This window comes from Porphyromonas sp., from assembly GCF_030529325.1.
In the GTDB taxonomy this organism is placed as follows: domain Bacteria; phylum Bacteroidota; class Bacteroidia; order Bacteroidales; family Porphyromonadaceae; genus Porphyromonas_A.
Map to the genome: position 1 here is coordinate 16933 of NZ_JAUMXC010000036.1, position 4463 is coordinate 21395.

The following is a 4463-nucleotide window of genomic DNA, read 5'->3' on the forward strand; positions in this document are numbered from 1 at the left end:
GGACACCCCGGATTCACCAGAGAGGAAAACTCCGCAACCGCCTCCTTGTTCTTCGTGTCCGCAGCCGCAGCAACCGCCACCTGTATGTGGATTGAGGATAGCTTGTACTTCGTCCGGAGTAGGCTCAGTCACTTCTTGGATCTCTCCGACAAAGTGAAGAGTCTCACCTGCAAGGAGTGGGTTGAAGTCCATCTTTACGCCTTCTTCAGAGATTTCGAGTACCTTGCCGAGAAGTTGGTTACCTTCAGAGTCCAACATAGGCACTTGTCCACCCACAAATACTACTTCTTCGTCAAACTCACCTTCCACAAGGAAAACTTCCTTTGGTAGAGTTGTGATGTAGTCTTCGGATACGTGACCGTATGCTTGCTCAGGAGTGAGGACAAAGTCAAACTTCTCACCTTCATCAAGGCCGAGGAGGTTATTTTCAAAATCTGCGAGCATCAAGCCCATACCTTGGATATATGTCAATGGCATCTCAGGTGAAGTCTGCTCTACCATTTCTTCCTTACCGTCAGCACCTACTGTGTATAGGGTGTACTGGGCTTTGATCAAAAGATTTTTATCTACTTTCATTGTTGTTTTTTAGTGTTAAAGTCATTAAATGCATCCCAAAGATACAACAAAAAAGCGAAGGATTAGGATTTTGCTATCTACATGTTATAATAATACCCTCTTGTTTCTAAAAATAATTACTATATTTGCAGGGTTAAGAAAGAAGATTAAGTAAACAACTCCATCAAACATTAGATCGAAAACATCAATAATGAATAAGCTTTTTGTACACCTTACTTTACTCATGGTAACACTTTCAGCATGTGATCACGGTGATAAGCCGGAGCTCCCAAAGTCTGAAAAACCCATCATACCCATTGAAAAGCCCGCCGAACCTGTCGTGCCTATCCAGGATCCTGAGCCGTACACATTTACTGCTGAAGATCTGGCCTGGTACTACGGCTGGGACAATGGGATGACTTTAGATGCTGTTGAAACCCTCGTCAACACTGTCCGAGGGGCAAAGAAAATAGGTGACAGGACTATCGAAATCAAGGAGGCTGTCCTCTCTGAGCGTGATGCAGAAGAAGGAACTTTCACTTTGGATATCAGAGATGCAGAGGTTGATGGGAAAAAGTACAGTCAGACACTCCGTTTTACCGGTTTTTCTGTCCGCCCATCTGACTCTGTCATCGGTATGAGAGCATACGCGAGATGGAAAGTCTCCGATGCAGACTTATTTAAGGACTTTGACCTTGATCCGCTCTATGTCTATTCTGACGTATCTCTGTACAATACGGAATACCTCTCGCGTTTTGTGTCTTTTTTCTCCTCGGATATGAAGGGGAAAAAATATACCCTTACGGAAGAGGATTTGAAATATGTCAAGATCGAAGGGGTTAAGTATGAACCCTCGACACAACACCTTGTTTTCAAGATCAGATACAAGGGCTTCTCGAGCACAACTCCTGCATCCCTGCCTCTTAAGTTGTCCCAATACTATGGCCATAAGGTCAGCGTGGATGAACACTTTACTTCGGGTAAGTATATGCGTGGGGTATATCAGTATCTATCGTTCTATTTCGGATATCTGCTCAAGTATGATACCGATAAATATGCGGCCGAACTTGTAAAGGACAACAATAGAGATAAGGAAGACAATGTCAATAAGATATCTTTGGCATTTACCCTTACTCACAAGAGCACTCAGAAAGAACTGGCGATCATAAACAAAGAGATTAAGGGATTCAAGCCTCTTTCCGAGCTGCAAAATGATCTTGCGTTGGCTCCGACATACGAACTCAATGAGTACTTTAGAGAGCGTCTCAAAGGAGTCTCTGAGGGTAGGGATTTCACAGACAGATTCAAGCACAACATCAGTGTGTGGATCATGAAGGCAAGGTTTGTTTACAAGGATCAGGATGTGGACTTTGTGGAAGGTACTCCTAATGTCATTGCGCTCCAAAATGGTGTGAGCCAAAAGGAGGCAGACCTATATCTCGAGGATCCTCGATTTGAGCTTGTTTCGGCAGTCATCAGAGAGGGAAAACTGAGCGTAAAGGTTCGTATGTATGCTGCAAATGACGTGGCAATTGAGGGGGTCACCTTTGATTTTGTTGCTCACATCTGATAAATCACAAGCATAGTCAATACATTATACAATAGAGAGACCTCGCCTACTGATAGTGCATCAAGTAGGCGAGGTCTCTTGTTATGCGGAAAGTATGGGAGTTAAGGGCAAGTGGATGTGAGAAAATGCAATATCGCCGATTAACAGATGTAATTAACGTCGGTTCGACGTAAGAAAACGATCAATAAATCATCTCAATGTCTATATTAACTGTATAATATTGTTGGTATTACAGTTGAAAAAGTGGTGAGTCGTTTGTCTATTGGTGTCTGAAAACCTAAACTGCCTACTTGCGCTTAGAACGGACCGGCGTTGTATTATGAAAGAGCGTCAGAGAGCAAAAAGCGACTGACCTCTTGACTAAATTCTTCAGGGTGCATCATTACCAACTCTCCATGTTCCATCTTCGGAAATTCTCTTGTGTGTACCTTGTGTAAATGCTTCGAAAGCCATCGAAAATCTTTCTTTCGAGACCTTTTTTCGAGAGAGCCATACCAAAACTGAATCTCCGTAGCCAATGGGGGTATGGATTGAGGCATTTTGTAGTTGTTGGCCGAATCAAAAACATTCCAAATCGTCTTTCGAGACAATCCCCTAAGAAAAGGATACATTCCCCTATATCTGGCTTTGCCATCGCTCCCCTTCGGGGTCCAACGATCAGGAGTAGCCAACAACTTGAAGATAAACATACTGCTCTGAATAACTCGAACCATGCAATAGTCCCTGAGAAGGATGAGGCGTGTGATGCAACGAGGAAGTTCATAAGGAGTAATTGCCCCGTCAAGAATGGCCTTGTGGATAGTGATACGCTGTTCGGCCAACATCCGTAGTGCCATTGAGCCTCCAAAGCTCAGTCCGTAAACTCCAGCAAGCTCTTTATATCCTTTTTTGAGCAGATAGTCGGACACTTCACTCACCGTCTTCTCGACAGAAATGAAATCTCCTTTTTCCATAGGATCGTGCCCCTCAATAACGGGGACAATGACATGTAACCTCCTAGCCAATAACTTAATGGACGGCATATAATCTCTCCAACAAGTACAAGAACCTTGGAAGAAAAGCAGCGTCTTGGAGTTTTCGCTCCCAAATTCATAAATATTCATATCCTAAGAATACTACATCGAAAATAGCAAAATAACTCGAACAACCGCAAAACAGACCCATAGCACAGCCTCCCCACTGCTTACTCTCAGAAGAATACTTTCTCTTGACTGTTTTTATGTGGATATCTATTTTCCTTTTTCAATTACTTCATGTGAGGTTCGATAAAGGCTTTGAGGCGAGCTGTGTATTCTTGAGGGTGATTCAGATAAGCCACTGCGTGCGCTGACCCCGGAGCGATCCAAAGGTCTTTGATTCCTTGTTTGGCTTTGTAAAGATCGTAGACCATTGCCGTAGGCACATAGTCATCGGCATCTCCGTGTATGAAGAACATAGGGCGGTCACATTTGGCTACTTGGGAGAGGGCGGAAGCCTCTTTGAAATTCCAACCGTATCTCCACCGACAGACGATGTCGGCAGCATAGAGTATCGGGAATGTCGGTAGTCCAAACTCTATCTTGAGACGATAGGCAAACTGATCCCATACGGTTGTATAACCACAGTCGGGTACAAATACTTTGACCCTTTCGGGTAACTCCTCGCCGGAGTACATCATTGTGGTGGCTGCTCCCATGGATATACCGTGAACAACCACTCTTGCAGAGTCTCCAAAGAGTGTCGGTACTATATCCATCCATTTTACGATGTCAAGCCTGTCTTTCCAACCCATCTGGATATATTTGCCGTCAGAGTAGCCTGCATTGCGCAGGTCAGGGAGTAAGACGTTGTAGTGCAGATGACGGTGATATACTTCACCGATCATCATCATGCGCACGGCATTGTCTGTATAGCCGTGGATGATTACCGCAGTCTTGGCTGTCGGAGCTGCAGCATGGACATAATAGCCGTGAAGTGTTGTCCCATCATCGGCTGTGATGAATGTGTCTTTCAGTGCCGAGATGTTATTGAGGCTATCAAGCCAAGTCGAAAGAGTAGGGTACTTCTTTCTCATTTCGATATAGGAGGCCGGTATGTCCTTTCCTCTATGTGGGGGCTTGAGTGAAAAGTCGAGCAAAAACCATCCGATACCGGTCAGAGTAATAAGTAAAAGCAGGATGATGATCCCGACGATCTTAAATATCTTTTTGAGTTCCATAATTGTACTTAACTGTTTGGAATAGCCTTGTTAGTGCAATATACTCATAAAAACTTTTAGTTCCGAACCCTTCTTTTATTATACCTAACGTCAGTTCGACGTAAGCAAACGATGAATGAAACTATCTCACCAACTTCATTA

Annotated in this window: 4 protein-coding genes; 1 reads left to right on the forward strand and 3 read right to left on the reverse strand. The window is 43.9% G+C overall.

Annotated elements, in window-relative coordinates:
* Positions 1-576, reverse strand: a 576-nt coding sequence (locus tag Q4A14_RS06525) for a peptidylprolyl isomerase (RefSeq protein WP_303170861.1), incomplete at its 3' end; no start/stop codon positions are given.
* A gap of 190 nt (positions 577-766) precedes the next feature.
* On the opposite strand from Q4A14_RS06525, the gene Q4A14_RS06530 reads away from it, so the two are divergent.
* Positions 767-2125: a hypothetical protein gene (locus Q4A14_RS06530; protein ID WP_303170863.1), complete on the forward strand. Its 1359-nt coding sequence runs from the start codon at positions 767-769 to the stop codon at positions 2123-2125.
* 317 nt (positions 2126-2442) lie between these two features.
* Here the strand turns inward: Q4A14_RS06530 and Q4A14_RS06535 are convergent, their stop codons facing one another.
* Together Q4A14_RS06535 and Q4A14_RS06540 are read right to left on the reverse strand one after the other, a co-directional pair.
* Complete coding sequence (locus tag Q4A14_RS06535; RefSeq protein WP_303170864.1) at positions 2443-3228, reverse strand: alpha/beta fold hydrolase; 786 nt, start codon at positions 3226-3228, stop codon at positions 2443-2445.
* 143 nt (positions 3229-3371) lie between these two features.
* Entirely contained in the window at positions 3372-4322 is a 951-nt protein-coding gene (locus Q4A14_RS06540) for an alpha/beta hydrolase (RefSeq protein WP_303170865.1), read from the reverse strand.
* Positions 4323-4463 lie beyond the last annotated feature (141 nt).

Excerpts from the sequence above, each read along its gene's own strand:
- Q4A14_RS06530 (WP_303170863.1), top strand. The coding sequence starts at position 767 with ATGAATAAGCTTTTTGTACACCTTACTTTACTCATGGTAACACTTTCA.
- Q4A14_RS06535 (WP_303170864.1), bottom strand. The coding sequence starts at position 3,228 with ATGAATATTTATGAATTTGGGAGCGAAAACTCCAAGACGCTGCTTTTC.
- Q4A14_RS06540 (WP_303170865.1), bottom strand. The coding sequence starts at position 4,322 with ATGGAACTCAAAAAGATATTTAAGATCGTCGGGATCATCATCCTGCTT.